The sequence below is a fragment of the Streptococcus sanguinis SK1 = NCTC 7863 genome (assembly GCF_000194945.1).
GTDB classification, from domain to species: Bacteria; Bacillota; Bacilli; order Lactobacillales; family Streptococcaceae; genus Streptococcus; species Streptococcus sanguinis.
Window position 1 is genome coordinate 284457 of sequence record NZ_GL878509.1, and the last position, 15816, is coordinate 300272.

Here is a 15816-nt window from a genome sequence, read left to right on the forward strand (position 1 = left end):
TTTTCTCTGCCCTTAGGACAAATCAAATCTCTTCAGACCAGCCACCTGCCAAGAAATTTCTAGGAAATCTCCGACAGCAGTTCATCCAAAGAACAGTATTTTTTAAATAAGTCGATACAAGTTTCATTATAACACGTTAAAATTAAAAATCAATATGTTGTGGAAAAAAAGTTAATTTTTAACTTTAGACACAACATATTGATTTTTTACTATTTAAGTTGATAAAGCTTGAAATGGTCGAGTTTGAGGTCAGCTTCCTTGTAATTTTGGGAAATTAGCTGCTTCACATCTGATAGCAATTTGACATCATTGTTAACCAAAATATACTTGGGCTGGCTGTTTTCAAGTCCCTTCTGAAGACCCAAACGATTTTCAGCCGTTCCCACATACAAAGTTGGAGACAAGAGAGAGACAGCAGATAGGCGGCTGCTCTTCTGATACAGACTAGCCGAGGTGTCCCAGGCATAGATAGTATCCCCATCCTTGGTCTTTTCCTTAATATACAGAGCCGCCTCACTTCTTTCAGCAGATACACCGCTGGAAAGGATATACTCATTCACCAAAGGATAACCAATCAGATAAAAGATGGCTAAGAGTGGCAGAAAGAACTGGCCTGAGAGATAGGAAGTCCACATCGTAGGACGACGGCGATCTCGACGATGACGCCCTGGTGCCTGCTGCTTGCCTTTATTGAACCACAAAGCAAAAAGAATCATGGCAAAAGGCAGGGCCGGAAGCAGTTGATAACTGCCCTGATCTGGCAGGATAAAAGCCGCAAAGACAGTAATGAATAGCCCTAGCAGACCGATAAAGCGCAAGACGCGCAGGCTGGTTGCTTGCCCCTTTTCCCTTGAAAAGAGATTGGCACCCAAAGCAGAAATAAAACCTAGACCAACCGTCAGCAAGCCATAATAAATCAAATTAGAAAGGCTATGACTGCCAATCAAGCTGATGGAATCCCAAGCATAGGTCACCTGACTGATAGCCTGACCAAAGGTTTGATTGGCAACAGTAAAGTAGCCGATAGGATAAAAAATCACTGAGAAGCCAAAGAGACCAGCTAAAAGCTGATAGACGCCTCGAGCCGCACGCTTGGCTGCGATATTGTAGACCAAAAGTACCAGAGCAGTCAAAGAATAGAAGACTAGGCTGGAAACCGGATCAATCATAAAAGCAAGAGCTCCAAAAGCTCCATAGACAATGAACTTTTCATCCTTGATTGAATCCTGCAAATAGCGCACCAAAAAAGATAGATTCCAAAAAATAAAGGGCAGAACAAAAATACTAGAGTAAAGACCGCCAAATCCAAGGGCAAAGACTAGCAGGTAAAAGAGCAGCAAGAGGCTGCGTGATAGATCCTGTTTAGGCTGCAAGAGCACCAAGGTCTTGTGCAGGAAAAGTCCAGCCAGCCACAGAGCCAGCGTCTGAAAGACCATCCACAAAAGCTGTCCAAAAGCCAGACTGCTGGTCCAAGCCATCAGATAGTAAAGCAGACCACTGGTCCCATATATTTGCGAATAAGGCACCTGCCCCTGAGTCATGGCCCAGCCGGCATAGAGATTCTGACTTTGTAAATTCGTTGCTAGATTGGTCAAAAAAGGATTGACCACACTCAGCAAGCTGATAGCCAAACTACACAAGAGCGTCAAAAAATAGGGCGTCGGCTCTGGCTTAGTAATTTTTTGCTCAGACCTTTCAGCCCTAGTCAGCTGCTCCTCTGAAACCTCTAAAACTTTTTCTTCCGTTGTATCATGCATATAAAATATTCTCCTTGATATCAGTCCCATCTAGTATATCAAATTCCTGTCCTCCTGTCAGCTTTCTCTTGACCCTTCTTCTGAGCATTATAGCTTCTAGCCAGCTCCTCCAGTTCCCGAAAACAGCGATATTCTCTCGTTTCATAGGCAAGTGGCTGACTGGAAATTTTCTCCATTGTCATCTTAAAAAATTCCTTTATTTTTTACATTCGTAAAAACAGAGCAAAAATCCGTCCCAATGTAAAAGAAAAAATGACAAGAACACATCTCCACACGATTCGCAAAAGCACCTGCAAAAAAACTGAGACTTCCGCCTCAGATTTTCTGTATATTGCTGCAGAACTTACCCTCCTCCGGTATTAGAGCATAGGTGCAAAGAGCTGCATGATTTCTTTGATAAAGCGACGATACCAGCTGCTATCAAGATTTTCAGGAAGGATTTCTTCAGAAGCCTCAAAAATGGCTTCAAAATCTTCCTTGATAGCTGGAATACTCTCCGTATGATACATCAGGACAGCATTTTCATAATGGTGCACCAGACTGCGGTAGTCAAAGTTAATCGTCCCTACCACGGCAAATTCATCATCGGCCACCACATTCTTGCTGTGGATAAATCCTGGCGTGTACTCAAAGATCTTAACCCCTGCTTCCATCAGATCCGGGTAGGCTCCACGGGTAACAATCTGAATCAGCTTCTTATCCGGAATGAAAGGAGTCACGATACGGACATCCACTCCCCGCATAGCAGCATTCTTAATATCCTCCGTCAGGTCGTAGTCAATAATCAGATAAGGCGTGGTAATGTAGACATAGTCCGTAGCCTGACTGATGATATTTTGATAGACCGTTTTACCAACCTGACCCTTATAAATGGGCTTAGGCCCGCTGCCATAGGGAATGTAAAGCCCTTTGCCTTCGACAGCTTTATTTTCCAGATGATACTTGTCAAAGTCTGTGATTTCCCCACGGTTGATATACCAGTTCATGAGAAAGAGCCGCGTCAAAGCCTTGACCGCCCGACCTTCCAAGCGCACACCGCCATCTTTCCAGTGTCCAAAACGAACGATATGATTGATGTACTCGTCAGCCAGATTGATACCGCCAGTATAGCCAACCTGGCCGTCAATGACCAAAATCTTGCGGTGGTCACGATTGTTATAGGATACCGTCATTCGCGGAATCACCTTGTTAAACTTATAAGTCTCGATGCCCATCTTGCGCAGCTTACGCGTATAATCGCCCGGCAAAGTAGCCATGCAGCCAATATCATCATAGAGCAGCTTGACTTCAACGCCCTGCGCAGCTTTTTCGACCAAGATTTCCAGAACACTGTCCCACATCAGACCTTCATCGATGATATAAAATTCCAGAAAAATGAATTTCTCAGCAGCCCGCAGATCAGCCAGCATGGACTCAAACATCTCCTCTCCGATAGGAAAATAGCGAGAAGCTGTACCGTCATAGACATCCGCATTATTGTCCATACTCAGCAGTGATTTGATAATACCGTAGGCTGACTTATTTTTCTTTTTCAGCTGGACACGAAGATCGTAGCTGTTGTCCTCACGAAATTTCATAGAGTCCATATTTTCCAGCTGAATCATTTCTTTTTTAGACAGCCGCCGCTCGCCAAACATCAGATAGAGTAGGAAACCAAAGACCGGCACCACGGCAATCAAAAGCCAAGTCACCTTGCTCTCAGGCGGCATATTGCGGTTGACAATCGCTAAAATAGTCCCAATATACAGGAAAACAATCATCGCCACTGACAGCCAGTTGGGTGCAATCTCATTAAAATAGAAGAACGCAACAAAGACAAAGGCTAGCTCCAGCAGCATAATAATGATGCTGAAACCGTATTTTGACATTAATAAGCGGAATTTCCTGAAAGTCATACACTCTCCTATCTCATTGCATATATTCTAGTATAGCAGTAAAGCCGCCTTAAAACAACGTTTATATCAATGCAAATCGTATTTCTAGCTGATGAAAAATCAAGAACAGCATTTGAACACCGATATCCTCAAAATTTCAATACAAGATTACAACTGATAAAAGGAAAAGCCCTATTTAAGACAGGGCTCTTTCATCATTGTTTTGTAAAGACCAGTGTGTCGTCATCATAAGGCTCTTGGGAAAGGTCCTCGATTGTCAGCTGATTGCCCTCAATGCGATAGCGTTTGACGTCATCCCCAATGATCATGGTCTGGTTGGTAGTATCAATCTGAACCTGTTCAATCTCCTGCTCACCATCCGCCTCAACCTTGGTCAGCTGGCCAGTGGTGCCTGAAATCTGCAAGGTCAGCTGATCACCTTCATGACTTGTATGGTAGCTGCCATCCAGCTCGCCATTGGCTGCTTGCTCGGAAGAGGAGGCTGAAGCAGATGAGCTACTATTGGCCGCACTAGACGTGCTAGCTACCGACGAAGACTCTGCTGGCTTGCTGGAAGCGACTGACTGAGACTGAGAGGAAGGTGCCGTCTGGTTCTGATTAGAACCGCAAGCTGCCAAGACCAAAACAGCCGCAGCAGTTAGACCCGAAAAGATTAACTTTTTAGAAATTGCCATAGTATTCTCCTTTTTCTTCTGTCTTTATTGTACCAAAGCGGGACTCTGGCGGTCAATTTATAAACTTGTCAAATAAGCTCTGACTTCCGCAATAAAATAGAGAGAGCCCGTAATGAAAAGCAGCTGATTATCGTTTTGTCTCTCCTGAAAATTCTGAATAAGCTGCCGATAATCCTCTATGTATAAGAAGCCTTCCGCTTCAGCTTGACCAAGGGAATCTCCATCAGAAAAGGAAGTAACCGTCAACTGAACATTTGGCAGAGCCTCTCGCAGATAAGACAGCATAGCGCTATAGTCCTTACGCTTGAGAGCACCGAAAAGAAGCAAGCACTCTTTGTCATTCTGGCTCTGGATAAACTCTACTAACCTCTCCAGCGCAGGCAGATTATGGGCTCCATCTAGATAAATACCTGGACTGGCTTCTTCCAAGCGCCCTGCCCAGCGAGTCTCCTGCAAGGCCGTCCGAATCTTAGCAGAATCTATCTCCCAGCCCTGCTGCTGCATGAAGAGCAGGAAAGCCTGCAGAGCCAGCGCTGCATTTTCCTCCTGATAGCCTCCCTTGAGACCAAGTTCAAGATTGGATAGGGTCCTAGTCGAATTGGAAAAAGTCTGATGTGCCAGAGAAAAATCGCGACCATACTGATAGAGTTCTATTCCCAGCTCCTGAGCTCGCTGTTCACAAAACAATCGTGCCTCCTCTGGCAGCGGCCCGATGACAGCTGGCCGCCCCGGCTTGAAAATCCCTGCCTTTTGCTCCGCAATCGTCGTCAAGTTCCTTCCCAGAGTCTCTTGGTGATCCAATCCAACAGAGCTGATGACCGCAATATCTCCCGTAATGACATTAGTCGTGTCCAAGAGTCCGCCAATCCCTACCTCAATCAAGGCCAGATCTACTTCCTGCTCCTTAAAATAGAGAAAGGCTATCAAGGTCAGAATTTCAAAATAGGACAACTGGTCATGGCTTTTGAGCAGTTCTTGTTCCATCTTTTGCACCTCTTGACCCAGACGGATAAAATCAGCTGGAGCAATCGGTTGACCGTTAATACAAATCCGATCGTGAATACTAATCATATGAGGCGAGGTAAAACTCCCTGTCTTGCGACCATGCCCCGCAAACAGCTGACGCATGAAAGCAATAGCAGAGCCTTTGCCATTTGTACCCGTTACATGAATCGTTGAAAAACTCTGCTCAGGATTTCCCAAAAGAGCTACAGCCCGCTGCATCCGCCCTAGACCCGAACGAAAGTTTAGACCAATTCGGCTGTTCAGCCATTCTTCAATTTCATTCATTTTCTTACCTAAAAAAGAGCAGCGAAGCAGAATTCAAATCTGAATTACAACTCGCTCCTCTTTCTAATCTTTATGATATGAGATGGAAAATAGCCAAGCCTTGGCTACTTCCTTTATCTGTCAAGTTCAGCTAGCATCTCGCCTGCGCTTGTCTTTTTTAGAAACGAGACTAGGCCAGTCTTACTCTTCCATAAAGCTGTTGAAGACTTCTTCAATCATATCCCATTCAGCATCTGAGTCCTCTGGGATTGGCTGCAGGTCGCCTTCTGTGCCGTCTTCATTTTCGGTAAAGGAATAAGCTTGAATCTCTACTTCACCATTCTCATCTTCTTCCGCATTAGCTGGAATCAAAAGAACATAATTCTTGCCAAACTCTTCCTTGCCATCAATGGTCAAAAGAATTTCAAATAAAGTTTCGTTTCCTTGCTCGTCAACCAAGGTGATCAATTCACGCTCTTCATGCTCGTGGTCATGGTTGTGATCATGTGTCATACTAGTGTCTCCTTCATTTCTTTTCTAAAAATTTCGATCCAGATAATTCTGCAAAATCAGCTGCGCCGCCAGCTTATCAATAACTTTCTTACGCTTGCTGCGGCTAATGTCCGCCTGCTCCACCAGCATGCGTTCAGCAGCCACCGTCGTCAAACGCTCATCCTGATAATCAACCGGCAGACCAAACAGCTCAGCAACCCGCTGGCCATAAGCCTGACTGGCCTCCACTCGAGGCCCGCTGGTATTGTTCATGTTCTTAGGCAGGCCAATAACAAACTTATCAACCTTGTACTCTTTCACCAGCTCGCCCAAGCGCTCTAAGCCGAATTCGCCCTTTTCTTCATGAATCGGAATAATCTCCAGTCCTTGAGCCGTAAAACCAAGAGGATCACTAATGGCAACCCCAACCGTTTTCGAGCCCACATCTAATCCCATAATTCTCATTAGAGATCGACGCCTTGTCCTTTCAAATAATAACGAACCAACTCCTCAACAATCTCATCGCGCTCGTATTTGCGGATTTGATTGCGGGCATTGTTATAGCGAGGTACGTACGCAGGATCACCACTGAGTACGTATCCCACGATTTGATTGATTGGATTGTATCCTTTTTCATTGAGCGACTTGTAGACATCGGTCAAAGTCTCGCTAATTTCCTTTTTATTTGAATCATCGAGATTAAAACGTACTGTTTCATCTGTAAATCCCACAATTACACCCTCTTTCTTTAGAATATCCCTATTATAGCATAATTATAGGCTTTTCACAAATTTAATTCACCTGAATTTCCCTAATTTTTCAATAAGCTTTAACTAATATTTATCCAAAGTCTGACTCTGAAATCCAGCAAAAATCCAGCTCTCTTCAGAGAACTGGATGGGAATTTCCTAATTTGAAGCGGGCACTTCCACACCGTCGCTTCCCTTAAACTTGTTGAGCAATTCTTCTGGAGTCAGGGTCTCAATCTGCTCAAACAGCTGCGCGTAGTTTGGAAGCTTTTTGGCTGCTTCGTAGTCTAGATTCTCCGGATCGATAGTCATCTCCAGAGAAATCTCTTCCGCTGTCATATCTGTTTTCAAGTCAAGACCGGTGATATTCACCGCCTCTTTCAGACCTAGTGCCTCCTCGATCAAAGACAGCATTTCCTTCTTCACAGTGGAAACATCCTGCTTTGACAGAGCTTCCTTGATGTTGTCAGGAATAGCCTTGCTGACATTCAGAATAACCTTATCATACTTCTGTCCGCTGTAGCTGACGGTTAAGATCCTGGTTTCTTTCCCATGTTCTAATTGCTTCTCAGTTTTATAGGACTTAGTGACAATATCTCCTTTTCCAGCCCCTCCCTGAGAGGATGAACTGTTATTTGACTGCTGACTGCAAGCTGTTAAGATTGCCAAAGTTGCCAGCAAAAAGACAATTAATTTTCTCATGTCTTATCTCCTTCAATATTGAGCTGATTTTATCATATCATTATAAAAACGGCGCTGTCAAACTGATTGTCACTCTGTCATTAAAATGTAATAAAAAAGAGCAGCTTATTTCTGCTCTTCTGCTCCATTCATCAGGAGATTATTGATATATTCTTCTGGCGTCAGCTTAATCATTTCTTTAAGCTTGAGATTTTGAAAATAAGGCATAGCCGCTGCTTTTTCGATATCCAGACTCTCAAAATCATAGGTGGAAGTCATTTTCAGCTCGTTCTCATTCAAAATTGTCACTGAGCCGCTGAAGCCTTGAAGTCCACGAGCCTGCACATAGTCTGCATCCTGCTCTAGTGACTCATTGAGCGACTTCTGCGCTTCCTCCAGTCCCATCTGCTTGATAGCTTCTTTCATCTCATCATCAGTCGCAGTCAGCCTTTCAATAACCAAGCGTTTAAAATGCTCTCCCTGATAAGTCACTGTCTGGCTCTGCTGGTTTCCTCGTTCATCCTTTGGAAAAACAAGTGTCCGAGTAATCACTTCCTGCTGCTTGGCATTATCAATGATAGGCAGATTATTGCTGATTTCTTTCTTGTCAGCCGCATTCGAATTCGTCTCTGTCTTTTTATGTCCACAGCCTGCTAACAACGCCACACTCAATCCCAGTCCTAATAAAATTTTCTTCATCTTCCATCCTCCTCAGAGATATTGTATCACAGTTCTGCTCCTTGTCAATCCATCCAGTCACCAAAGCCCTCTGTCAACCCGAACAAAAAGAAGAGCCGAGATTCTCTTCCCGACTCTTTCAGTTATATTCAAAGATTAGAGAGCTGCCCGCAGACGAGCTTCTGCATTTTCAACATTGCGAACAGAACGTGGCAGAAAAGCACGGATATCATCTTCTTTGTAACCAACTTGGAGACGTTTATCATCCACTAAAATGGGACTTTTCAAAATACGCGGGGTCTCCATGATGATGTCAAGAACTTCGTTGACACTTAATTCCTCAATGTCAACACCCAAACCTTTAGCATAGCGGTTTTTTGATGAAACAATGCTCGCGATACCATTTTCTGTTTTGGTTAAAATATCCAGAAGTTCCTCTTTGGTGATGCCTTCTTTACCTAAATTTTGTTCTTTATAAGTTAATTGATGAGCGTTTAGCCAGGTTTTTGCTTTTTTACAACTAGTACAACTTGAGACAGTATAGATTGTGATCATGTAAGTACTCCTTTCGCTACACGATACTAATATCGTAGTCTATTATATCACAAAAACCATCGGTCTTGCGACCTATTTTGCAAAATTACTCTTCAATTTCGATGGCATCGTCCAAATCCAAGGTCACTTCTTCCATCGTTTCCACAGGGCTTTCAGCCTTGTTGCCAACCACTTCTGCCAAGTCATAGCCTTCAATCAAACCATAGCGTACACGAACTTGGCGGTCAATTTCATCAAAGACTTCTGGATGATCAGCCAAGTACTTCTTAGCATTTTCAGATCCTTGACCAATCTTTTCATCATTGTAGGAGTACCAAGCACCAGCTTTTTTGATGATATCCAAATCAGTCGCAATCTTAATCAGCTCACCTGTCTTAGAAATACCTTCTCCGTACATGATTTCCACGAAAGCTTCTTTGAATGGCGGAGCTACCTTATTTTTAACGACCTTGATTTTGGTTTCTTTACCAACATTGGTATCTTTCTCATCACCAGTTCCCTTGATTTGAGTATTACCACGGACATCCAGACGAACAGAAGCATAGAACTTCAGTGCACGGCCACCTGGTGTTGTTTCAGGATTACCAAACATAACGCCAACTTTTTCGCGCAGCTGGTTAATGAAAATCGCAATCGTCTTCGTTTTGTTGATAGAAGCAGACAGCTTGCGCATCGCTTGGCTCATCATCCGAGCCTGCAAGCCGACATGGCTGTCACCGATATCGCCATCGATTTCCGCACGCGGTACAAGGGCTGCAACTGAGTCCACAACCACCAAGTCCACCGCACCTGAGTCAATCAGCTTACCGGCAATTTCCAGTCCCTGTTCCCCAGAATCCGGTTGAGACAGCAGCAACTCATCAATATTAACACCTAGAGCAGCCGCGTATGACGGATCCAAAGCATGCTCAGCATCGATAAAGGCTGCGATACCACCTTCTTTTTGCGCTTGAGCAACAGCGTGAAGGGCAACGGTTGTCTTACCAGAAGACTCCGGACCATAGATTTCAATAATCCGTCCCTTAGGGTAACCACCAGCACCAAGGGCAATATCCAAGGCCAAAGAGCCAGAACTCATAACTTGAACCTTTTGCTCTGCCCGCTCGCCAAGACGCATAATGGCTCCCTTACCGAAGTCCTTTTCAATGTTTTTAAGAGCATTATCCAAGGCTTTTTGGCGCTCATCGCCGAATTTCTTTGAGATTTCGTCTAATTTTTTTTGTTTCTTTGCCATTTATTTCTCCTGTTTTTTCTAAAATGTCTTTTGGCCATCTTCGTCATTATACCAAAAATCAGCTATTTAATAAAGTTTTTCGTACTAGGTTGAAGGCGTGCAGAACAGCAATTTTCCGCACATCACGCCGACTGCGTCCAGCAATATTGACCTTAATAATTTCTGTTCCTGAAGCACTTGCTAAGCCGATAAAAACGGTCCCTGCTGGATGGCCTTCCAGTGAATCTGGACCAGCCACACCTGTCAGACTGACAGCTAGGTCACTTTCGGTCAGCTTTCTAGCCTGCTCTGCCATTTTCCCAGCCGTAAAAGCGGAAACGACACCGTGCTTCTCCAGGTCTCCCAACGGAATATCCAGCATCCGGCTCTTTTCCTCCATGCTGTAGGTGACAAAGCCACCTGAAAAAATGGAAGAGGCTCCAGCAAAATCAGCCAAGGTCGCCTGAAAGAGCCCTGCTGTCAGACTCTCCGCCGCCGAAATCGTCTTTCCTTGACTCTTCAGCAAGTCAAAAGCCGCCTGTGCCAAGGAATTGTCATCCCCATAACCATAGAAAATCTCTGACAGTGAATGTCCCTCAAAAGTCTTGTGTGCCAAAATTAACTTTTCCACAGCCTCAAACTTGGTGTCAGCTTCTGCCTGACTCAGAGCCTTGGTGGACAGTCGCAGGGTAACTTCCCCTGTCTTTGCATAAGGAGCAATGGTGGGGTCGTTCTGCTGTTCAATCATTTCTGCCAAAATAGTCACTAGCTGACTCTCGCCGATACCAAAGAAGCGCAGCACCCGTGAATACAATTTCTGACCTGTGGATAAGAGGGGAACCAGCTCGTTATTGACCATGGGCTTGAGCTCACTAGGCGGGCCAGGCAGGACTACATAGGTCACTCCGTCTGCTTCTAACAATCCTCCGACAGCTAAGCCGGTCGCATTTGACAACGGAGTTGAGCCTTCGACCAGCTGGGCCTGACGCTCATTATTGGGCGTTCGAGCATAATCCGGCCGGCTAGCAAAAAAGCGATCCAGCTTTTCCACAGCCTGAGGATCAAAAATGAGCTCGCGCCCTAAGAACTTAGCCAAGGTTTGCTTGGTCAAATCATCCTCTGTTGGGCCCAAGCCTCCTGTCAGGATAATTAGATTACTGCGTCCTTGAGCAATTTCCAAAACAGAGAGGAGACGATTTTCATTGTCCCCTACTGCTGTCTGAAAATAGACATCAATCCCCAGACTCGCCAGTTTTTCAGATAAAAATTGGGCATTGGTATTGACAATCTGACCGGTCAGAATCTCAGTGCCCACAGCAATAATTTCTGCTTTCATAGAACCTCCTACCTTACTATTCGGAATTGGCTTTATTTTATCACAAAAAATCTTAAAAAAGTTGATTTTCATTCCAGGAAATAAAAAGAGCTGTCAAGTTCCTTTACAAACTTGTCAACATGCTGTGGAAAACTTTTAAGAATGACTGGTGTTATGCAGAATAACTAGATTGTTAGGAAAATGCTATTGGCAAATGGTTTGAATCTTTTTATAATGGAGAGATAAATTCCAATAAAAAGAGTTTGGGACAAAAAGATTTCAATTTTTAAAAATCTTAATTATTAAGCCCTTCAAATCTATAATTAAATACGAAAAGCGAACAAAGCAGAATTCTGATTACCAGAAAACTAGTTTTGTTCGCTTTTTATATTTGAGGTTGGACTTTTGTCCCAGGTTCTTTTAAATACAACTAAAACCAGCTAAAAAAACTAATCCAGCCCCTGTAAAAATTACTTTCCCTTTGCAAGAAGGTCTGTAAGTCTACTAATTCTTTTGAAGGGGCAGACAATAGATACTGATTTAAAAAAGGGATTAGACGGACACACTCAATTGAAGCATTCTTACCATTTTCAATCTTATAAACAGTAGATAAGATTAGCTGTGAAAATTTCTCATCCTTTTTAGTCGTATCTAAATGGTATACTTCTTGCAATAGATGTAAAAGCTCTTTTTCTTTAGCTTTTCTCACAGCAGCTATCTCCTTATCTATAAACACGCGGTACCCACGGTCCGTATCTAGCCCAACCATCAAACATAACATTTACCATGTGCTGTAAAGTGGGTATTACTTGAACCATTTTCCACTCACCTGTATAAGGATTATAATAAAAATCATAAGGTTTCGCTGTATATCTATAGTAAAACTGATTGGCCGGGTCAGTATATCGTGGAACCTCTCCTTGTATTTTTACCTCTCCGCTGTTCACTATATCAGCTCTGATACTTGCTACAGGTGCAAATAAAACAAATACCAACAAAACAACGGAATAAAACCATTTTATTCTGCTTTTCCTCATTTTTAGTACCTCACTGACTACTTGTTTTCAAAGGTAATATAATTTAATGTAAAGTCTTATTTAGCCTTTTGGGCTCACCCTCCTCTCTTTCATATTTAGACCTATTCCCAAGGCCACCACCATGGAAATACATTAACAATAATCATTACTAGCAAAATAAATTTGCGCTTTGTTTTTCCCACCTTTGCCCTCCTTTCTATTTCATGATATACTATTTTAAAACATTTTTTCAAAACGTAGCTTTTAGTAACATTTTCAAAGAGGGTTCTTATGCGCTGGGATTATGGAAAAATCTATAAAGAAATTAGAAAATCAAAAGGGCTGACTCAAGAAGAAATTTGTGGGGATTTTTTAGCTCGCTCAACTTTGGCACGAATTGAAAGTGGACAAGTCGTGCCAAAGTTCGATACCATGATTTTTTTACTTCGCCAGATAGATATGACACTAGAAGAATTTAAATACATTTGTGATTATTATCAACCTAGTCAGAGACAGAAAATTTTAAATTCTCTTTATAACCAAGGTGAGACTATTGTAGGGACGAAAGGTTTGTTACAATTAAAGAGAGAATGCGAGGCATATCTATGTAAACATTCCGATATTCCGATTAAACATGCTTTAGATATCATCAATATTACTATTCATCTGAGACAAAATGGAATTTCTGAGACAAAAGAAATTAATGCTACTACCAATAAAATTTGGGCGTATTTAGAAAAACAGGACACTTGGTATGAAAGTGATTTTCGACTTCTTTCTACTATCCTTTATTTCTTCCCTTTAGAAAATATCAAACAATTTACCCAAAAGATTTTAAATAGTATAAAGAAATACCAATCATTTCGCTATGGGAATAATGTACAAATCGGTCTTTTAGTCAACCTTTCTACCATCTATCTTTATAATGGATTAAAGAGAGAATGCGCTGAAATTACTAAGTACATTTACGATTTTTCAAAAAAAGAAAAACGTTATGATTCCCTCGGGCTTTCACAGATTCGACTTGGAATTTGCAAAAATGATAACGAATTAATAAAAAAAGGGATTGCTCTACTACAACTTGCCGATGAAAAAGAGCTAGTAAAATCGCTAAAAGAAGAAATTGAAAAATACCGTTGAGAGTTTTTCTCAAACGGTATTTTTATGTGGATTGAAGTCACAATCATTTTCATGGTCATTGATGAGGCCAGCGGCTTCTAGGAATGAATAGACACAAACAGGACCGACAAATTTGAAGCCTTGCTTTTTCAGCGCCTTGGACATAGTTTCTGACAGCTCTGTCTTGGCTGGCGCTTCCTTGTAGTCCAGAATTTCATTGTCAATCGTTTTGAAATCTACAAAGGACCAGATATAGTCATTAAAAGAGCCAAACTGCTTTTGAACAGCTAAAAAAGCTTGGGCATTAGCCCTAGTCGCATAGATCTTCATCTTATTGCGGATGATATCAGGATTATTTAAAAGAGCATCCAGATCCGCATCCGTCATCTGAGCAATTTTCTGGGCATCATAGAAATGAAAAGCTTCCCGAAAAGCCTGGCGTTTATTCAGAATGGTCTCCCAAGAAAGTCCAGCCTGATAGGTCTCCATGCAGAGCAATTCAAATAATTTATGATCATCATGGAGAGGCTTGCCCCACTCCTCATCATGGTAGGCTACATACAAGGGATTGTTCATTTTTACCCAGCCGCAGCGTTTAGTCATAACTTTCTCCTATTTCACCAACATCTTAAGAGCAGACTTGATATAGTTTTCTGCTGTATCCGTCGTGCCTTCAAAGAATTTCTTGATTTTCTTGAGCTCAGCAGCTTTGTAGCCCAAAGCCAGCATGGCTTCCATGGCTTCTTCCAGCTCCTGATTATCCATAGTCTGGACGGGCGCCTTGCTTTCTGACGGACCATCTGCCGCCACTACCTTGCCTTCCAAGTCCAGCACCATCTGCTGGGCTGTCTTCTTGCCAATCTTAGGAAACTTGGTCAGGTAGGTGATGTTTTTTTGCTCAATGGCTTGCACTAAGCCAGCATTATCATCCGCCGCAATGATAGCCAGAGCAGACACTGGGCCAATACCTGAGACTGAAATCAAGCTGAGAAAGAGTTGCTTCTCCTCCTCAGTCGCAAAGCCGTAAAGGAGCTCCGCGTCTTCTCTCACCACCTGGTGCACATAGACCTTGGCTTCCTGATGAAGATGCCCTGAGTAAGCATAAGGATTGGCCACATGAAGAATATAGCCGATAGAGTTGACTTCCAACACAATGTATTTGGCTGTAATTTTGCTAATAATTCCTTTAAAATATTCGTACATAATCTTCCTTCTTTTTGTATCATTTTGCCTATCTAGTATATCATATTTTCTGTCTGGAAACTGCAAATAGAAGTGCAACCAGCGGTTGACAAAATGTACAGGAAGCTGTATTCTCAAGATAACTAAAAGCTGTTAGGATAGAGTTAGCAAAGAAAAGGAGGCTGCAATCATGAAACTCGCCGATAAATTATTTGAACTAAGAAAAGAAAAAGGCTGGTCACAAGAAAAACTGGCTGAACAGATCAATGTCTCTCGCCAGAGCATTTCCAAGTGGGAGTCTGGTCAAGCACTGCCAGAACTCGAAAAAGTTGTAGAACTGAGCAAGATTTTCCAAGTGACGACGGATTATCTGCTTTTAGAAGAAGGTGACAAGCCGGAAATAAAACCCGTCCTCTCAGAAGACGAAAAAGATCGCTACTATAAGGAAGTGAAATCTTATGGCTTCTGGCAGGTTCTGTATATTTTTATATCTGCCTTGGCTATCTTTCTCTTCTTCGCAGGTTCTAGCTTTCCAGCAAAATTCACTGCTCTGGTCTGGTTGACCTTCTTCCTCTTGATCGCATCAGCAATGGCTATTAACAAGGCGCTAAAAATCAAGAAAAAGTATCTGGACAAGGTTATAGGCCTTGATGATTTTAAGAAAGAAGGTGCTAAAGATGAAACTAAAAACTGACAATCCCATACCAGTCAAAACTCGTCTGAAAGAACTCTTTGGCGACTGGCTCTTTATCTCGGGCTACCTCATTGCTCTTTTTTTACTAGCTATGGGCTTTTATAATCTGGTTCTAAAAGGCATTCCTGTATTCACTGAAGCCCAGAGCCAGCTTCTGGCTTTTTCTACCTCAGTCCTTCCTCTAACTATTATCTTTGCATGGCTAGACTATAGAAAAGGCAGTTTTGGCAAGCGTTGGGCAGGTTTACAGTTGGTTTACAAGCATAGGAGCTTTGCCCACAGCCTTTTGCGCTCTGCTATCAAATTTTTTCCTTGGCAGCTGGGACATATGGGAGCTATCCGTAGTGCTTATCAAGCAGATACCCTGTCAATTTTTCTGTCAACTTCAGCAGGGATTCTCTTCTTAATCTTTCTACTGATGGGACTGCTTCGCAAGGACAAACGTCATCCAGCTGATTTGCTTGCTGAAACGCAAGTTCAGCTCAAACATTAAAAAACAGCTCTAGTTCCATGACTAGGGCTGTTTG

Annotated in this window: 19 protein-coding genes; 3 read left to right on the top strand and 16 right to left on the bottom strand. The window is 42.7% G+C overall.

The genetic code is table 11. The annotated features are described in order from the left end of the window. Positions 1–209: 209 nt before the first annotated feature. From HMPREF9378_RS02365 to HMPREF9378_RS02305, 14 genes are all read right to left on the bottom strand, one after another. A complete protein-coding gene (locus tag HMPREF9378_RS02365; RefSeq protein ID WP_002914177.1) occupies positions 210–1757 on the bottom strand; it encodes a hypothetical protein in 1548 nt (515 codons plus the stop codon). Between the two features lie 38 nt (positions 1758–1795). Beyond that, positions 1796–1939, bottom strand: a complete 144-nt coding sequence (locus HMPREF9378_RS11690; RefSeq protein WP_002899268.1) for a hypothetical protein — start codon at positions 1937–1939, stop codon at positions 1796–1798. A gap of 177 nt (positions 1940–2116) precedes the next feature. After that, positions 2117–3652: a cardiolipin synthase gene (cls, locus tag HMPREF9378_RS02360; protein WP_032911315.1), complete on the bottom strand. Its 1536-nt coding sequence runs from the start codon at positions 3650–3652 to the stop codon at positions 2117–2119. Between the two features lie 194 nt (positions 3653–3846). Beyond that, the gene (locus HMPREF9378_RS02355) at positions 3847–4326 is read right to left on the bottom strand and encodes an SP_0198 family lipoprotein (RefSeq protein ID WP_002914183.1); all 480 of its coding nucleotides are present in this window, start codon (positions 4324–4326) and stop codon (positions 3847–3849) included. Positions 4327–4383: 57 nt separating this feature from the next. Beyond that, positions 4384–5616: a bifunctional folylpolyglutamate synthase/dihydrofolate synthase gene (locus HMPREF9378_RS02350; RefSeq protein WP_002914185.1), complete on the bottom strand. Its 1233-nt coding sequence runs from the start codon at positions 5614–5616 to the stop codon at positions 4384–4386. Between the two features lie 180 nt (positions 5617–5796). Next, positions 5797–6108: a DUF1292 domain-containing protein gene (locus tag HMPREF9378_RS02345; protein WP_002894073.1), complete on the bottom strand. Its 312-nt coding sequence runs from the start codon at positions 6106–6108 to the stop codon at positions 5797–5799. 24 nt (positions 6109–6132) lie between these two features. Beyond that, positions 6133–6552 (bottom strand): Holliday junction resolvase RuvX, encoded by a 420-nt coding sequence (gene ruvX / locus HMPREF9378_RS02340; RefSeq protein WP_002902035.1) that lies wholly within the window; start codon positions 6550–6552, stop codon positions 6133–6135. Next, the gene (locus HMPREF9378_RS02335; protein ID WP_002894075.1) at positions 6552–6818 is read right to left on the bottom strand and encodes an IreB family regulatory phosphoprotein; all 267 of its coding nucleotides are present in this window, start codon (positions 6816–6818) and stop codon (positions 6552–6554) included. The genes ruvX and HMPREF9378_RS02335 overlap by 1 nt, the downstream gene beginning before the upstream one ends. A 177-nt stretch (positions 6819–6995) precedes the next feature. Then, positions 6996–7538 carry a hypothetical protein gene (locus tag HMPREF9378_RS02330; RefSeq protein ID WP_002914190.1) on the bottom strand — a complete coding sequence of 181 codons (543 nt, stop codon included), beginning with the start codon at positions 7536–7538 and terminating at the stop codon, positions 6996–6998. A gap of 105 nt (positions 7539–7643) precedes the next feature. Next, positions 7644–8216 carry an SP0191 family lipoprotein gene (locus HMPREF9378_RS02325; protein WP_002894077.1) on the bottom strand — a complete coding sequence of 191 codons (573 nt, stop codon included), beginning with the start codon at positions 8214–8216 and terminating at the stop codon, positions 7644–7646. 135 nt (positions 8217–8351) lie between these two features. After that, on the bottom strand, positions 8352–8750 hold the full coding sequence (gene spx, locus HMPREF9378_RS02320; protein ID WP_002894078.1) for a transcriptional regulator Spx: 399 nt from the start codon (positions 8748–8750) through the stop codon (positions 8352–8354). An 85-nt stretch (positions 8751–8835) separates the two neighbouring features. Beyond that, positions 8836–9984 (bottom strand): recombinase RecA, encoded by a 1149-nt coding sequence (gene recA, locus HMPREF9378_RS02315; RefSeq protein ID WP_002914192.1) that lies wholly within the window; start codon positions 9982–9984, stop codon positions 8836–8838. 58 nt (positions 9985–10042) lie between these two features. Next, positions 10043–11299 carry a competence/damage-inducible protein A gene (locus HMPREF9378_RS02310; RefSeq protein WP_032910581.1) on the bottom strand — a complete coding sequence of 419 codons (1257 nt, stop codon included), beginning with the start codon at positions 11297–11299 and terminating at the stop codon, positions 10043–10045. A 409-nt stretch (positions 11300–11708) separates the two neighbouring features. Then, positions 11709–11987: a bacteriocin immunity protein gene (locus tag HMPREF9378_RS02305; protein ID WP_223310420.1), complete on the bottom strand. Its 279-nt coding sequence runs from the start codon at positions 11985–11987 to the stop codon at positions 11709–11711. Positions 11988–12585: 598 nt separating this feature from the next. Between HMPREF9378_RS02305 and HMPREF9378_RS02295 the strand changes: the two genes are divergently transcribed. Further along, the gene (locus tag HMPREF9378_RS02295) at positions 12586–13434 is read left to right on the top strand and encodes a helix-turn-helix domain-containing protein (protein WP_002902030.1); all 849 of its coding nucleotides are present in this window, start codon (positions 12586–12588) and stop codon (positions 13432–13434) included. 9 nt (positions 13435–13443) lie between these two features. Here the strand turns inward: HMPREF9378_RS02295 and HMPREF9378_RS02290 are convergent, their stop codons facing one another. Both HMPREF9378_RS02290 and ruvA read right to left on the bottom strand, forming a co-directional pair. Beyond that, complete coding sequence (locus tag HMPREF9378_RS02290) at positions 13444–14016, bottom strand: DNA-3-methyladenine glycosylase I (RefSeq protein WP_002914194.1); 573 nt, start codon at positions 14014–14016, stop codon at positions 13444–13446. 9 nt (positions 14017–14025) lie between these two features. Further along, complete coding sequence (gene ruvA / locus HMPREF9378_RS02285; RefSeq protein WP_032909470.1) at positions 14026–14616, bottom strand: Holliday junction branch migration protein RuvA; 591 nt, start codon at positions 14614–14616, stop codon at positions 14026–14028. Between the two features lie 169 nt (positions 14617–14785). Here ruvA and HMPREF9378_RS02280 point away from each other — a divergent pair, with 169 nt between their 5' ends. Continuing rightward, on the top strand, positions 14786–15289 hold the full coding sequence (locus tag HMPREF9378_RS02280; protein WP_002902025.1) for a helix-turn-helix domain-containing protein: 504 nt from the start codon (positions 14786–14788) through the stop codon (positions 15287–15289). Beyond that, complete coding sequence (locus HMPREF9378_RS02275; RefSeq protein WP_002902024.1) at positions 15273–15782, top strand: RDD family protein; 510 nt, start codon at positions 15273–15275, stop codon at positions 15780–15782. The genes HMPREF9378_RS02280 and HMPREF9378_RS02275 overlap by 17 nt, the downstream gene beginning before the upstream one ends. Positions 15783–15816 lie beyond the last annotated feature (34 nt).

What these genes read in the sequence shown, in the direction of transcription:
- cls (WP_032911315.1), bottom strand. Translation starts at nt 3,652, where the DNA reads ATGACTTTCAGGAAATTCCGCTTATTAATGTCAAAATACGGTTTCAGC.
- HMPREF9378_RS02275 (WP_002902024.1), top strand. Translation starts at nt 15,273, where the DNA reads ATGAAACTAAAAACTGACAATCCCATACCAGTCAAAACTCGTCTGAAA.
- ruvA (WP_032909470.1), bottom strand. Translation starts at nt 14,616, where the DNA reads ATGTACGAATATTTTAAAGGAATTATTAGCAAAATTACAGCCAAATAC.
- ruvX (WP_002902035.1), bottom strand. Translation starts at nt 6,552, where the DNA reads ATGAGAATTATGGGATTAGATGTGGGCTCGAAAACGGTTGGGGTTGCC.
- HMPREF9378_RS02310 (WP_032910581.1), bottom strand. Translation starts at nt 11,299, where the DNA reads ATGAAAGCAGAAATTATTGCTGTGGGCACTGAGATTCTGACCGGTCAG.
- spx (WP_002894078.1), bottom strand. Translation starts at nt 8,750, where the DNA reads ATGATCACAATCTATACTGTCTCAAGTTGTACTAGTTGTAAAAAAGCA.
- HMPREF9378_RS02365 (WP_002914177.1), bottom strand. Translation starts at nt 1,757, where the DNA reads ATGCATGATACAACGGAAGAAAAAGTTTTAGAGGTTTCAGAGGAGCAG.
- HMPREF9378_RS02355 (WP_002914183.1), bottom strand. Translation starts at nt 4,326, where the DNA reads ATGGCAATTTCTAAAAAGTTAATCTTTTCGGGTCTAACTGCTGCGGCT.
- HMPREF9378_RS02290 (WP_002914194.1), bottom strand. Translation starts at nt 14,016, where the DNA reads ATGACTAAACGCTGCGGCTGGGTAAAAATGAACAATCCCTTGTATGTA.
- HMPREF9378_RS02350 (WP_002914185.1), bottom strand. Translation starts at nt 5,616, where the DNA reads ATGAATGAAATTGAAGAATGGCTGAACAGCCGAATTGGTCTAAACTTT.
- recA (WP_002914192.1), bottom strand. Translation starts at nt 9,984, where the DNA reads ATGGCAAAGAAACAAAAAAAATTAGACGAAATCTCAAAGAAATTCGGC.
- HMPREF9378_RS02345 (WP_002894073.1), bottom strand. Translation starts at nt 6,108, where the DNA reads ATGACACATGATCACAACCATGACCACGAGCATGAAGAGCGTGAATTG.
- HMPREF9378_RS02325 (WP_002894077.1), bottom strand. Translation starts at nt 8,216, where the DNA reads ATGAAGAAAATTTTATTAGGACTGGGATTGAGTGTGGCGTTGTTAGCA.
- HMPREF9378_RS11690 (WP_002899268.1), bottom strand. Translation starts at nt 1,939, where the DNA reads ATGACAATGGAGAAAATTTCCAGTCAGCCACTTGCCTATGAAACGAGA.
- HMPREF9378_RS02280 (WP_002902025.1), top strand. Translation starts at nt 14,786, where the DNA reads ATGAAACTCGCCGATAAATTATTTGAACTAAGAAAAGAAAAAGGCTGG.
- HMPREF9378_RS02330 (WP_002914190.1), bottom strand. Translation starts at nt 7,538, where the DNA reads ATGAGAAAATTAATTGTCTTTTTGCTGGCAACTTTGGCAATCTTAACA.
- HMPREF9378_RS02295 (WP_002902030.1), top strand. Translation starts at nt 12,586, where the DNA reads ATGCGCTGGGATTATGGAAAAATCTATAAAGAAATTAGAAAATCAAAA.